The organism is Mesorhizobium sp. M5C.F.Ca.IN.020.29.1.1, from assembly GCF_003997375.1.
In the GTDB taxonomy this organism is placed as follows: domain Bacteria; phylum Pseudomonadota; class Alphaproteobacteria; order Rhizobiales; family Rhizobiaceae; genus Mesorhizobium; species Mesorhizobium wenxiniae.
The window spans coordinates 1-1,607 of sequence record NZ_RZSW01000907.1; the positions used below are offsets into that span (position 1 = coordinate 1).

1 pseudogene is annotated in these 1,607 nt (G+C 62.0%); it reads right to left on the reverse strand.

What is annotated here, in order from left to right:
- Positions 1–1,607: pseudogene (locus tag EOA85_RS34855) on the reverse strand (kinesin); the annotation flags it as partial.

Below are 1,607 nucleotides of genomic sequence, written 5' to 3' on the forward strand. Positions count from 1 at the left end.
ATGCTCGACCGGCTTTCGGCCAGCTTGGCGAGGTCGTCTTCGAGTGCCTTCGACAGGATTGAACGGTCCCCGGCGAGCCTGTTCATGTGATCAGAGATAAGCCCGTTCACGCTCTGCAGGTCGATTTCCAACGCCTTCGAGAGCTGGCCACGGTCTCCCGCCAGCTTTTCGGACTGGCCTGCTATGACGTCCTTGATCGTGTTGAGATCGGACTCCAGCGCGCGCTTGAGAATGTCGCGGCCTTCGGCCAGCTTCTCGACCTGGCCGGTAACCAGACCATCGATGCTCGACCGGCTTTCAGCCAGTTTGGCGAGGTCGTCTTCGAGTGCCTTCGACAGGACTGAACGGTCCTCGGCGAGCCTGTTCATGTGATCGGAGATAAGGCCATTCACGCTGTGCAGGTCCGTTTCCAACGCCTTCGAAAGCTGACCACGGTCTTCCGCCAGCTTTTCGGACTGGCCTGATATGACGTCCTTGATCGTGTTGAGATCGGACTCCAGCGCGCGCTTAAGGATGTCGCGGCCTTCGGCCAGCTTCTCGACCTGACCGGCGACCAGCCCGTCGATGCTCGACCGGCTTTCCGCCAATTTGGCGAGGTCTGCCTCGAGCGTTTGCGAAAGCAGGCTGCGATCCTCGGCGAGCCTGCCCGAATGGTCCTCGATCAGGCCTCGGATACCGGACAGGTCGTTTTCGAGCGAGCGCGAAAGCAGGCTGCGGTCCTCCGCCAGTTTGGCGGAATGGCTCTGGATGAGATCCTTGATGCCGACAATGTCGGTTTCCAACGCCTTGGCAAGTATGGCGCGACCTTCGGCGATCTTCTCGACCTGACCGGCGACCAGGCCGTCGATGCTGGCGCGACTGTCGGCCAGCTTGCCGAGATCGGCCTCGAGGGCGCGTGAAAGAATGCTGCGGCCTTCGGCGAGCTTGCCAACATGGCCGGCAACCATTTCGTCAATGATCGTACGGGCTTGTACAAGTTTTCCGGAGTCTTCGTTCAAGGCTTGGGAAAGCCTGTTGCGGCCCTCTTCGAGCCTTTCGAGATGGCTGCCGAGCGAAGCATCGATGGCGGCGCTTGACTCGTTGACCTTGCGCAGATCCTCTTCGAGGGCGCGCGAGATCAGGTTGCGGCCTTCGGCGAGCTTCTGCACCTGGTCGGTGACAGCCGCGTCGATGCCGGCGCGGCTTTCGGCGAATTTCGCAAGATCGGCCTGCATTGCCGCCGCCATGCGTTCGCGGCTTTCGGAAAGCTTGCGGCTGTGGTTCTCGACGGCTTCTTCGATGCCGACGCGGGCATCGGAAAGCCGCTGGATGTCGGCGTCGAAGGAGCGCGACACCACATGACGGGCCGCTTCCATGCGCCCTGCGAAATCGCCTGCGCGTGCTTCAAGCATGGACGAAGTCGACGAAACAATGTCGGCCATGTCGGCGCCGATCTGGGTCTTGCCCTGATCGATCATCGCCGACAGCGTCTCCTTGCTCTCCTGGAAGGTATGGGCGATTTCGCGCGCGCGCTCGACCAGCGTCTCGTTGATCTGGCGTGCGCGAGCCTCGAGCGCGGCGTTGAGCTTCTGGGTGCCGGTGTCCAGCGCTTCGGCGCGGGTCTGAAA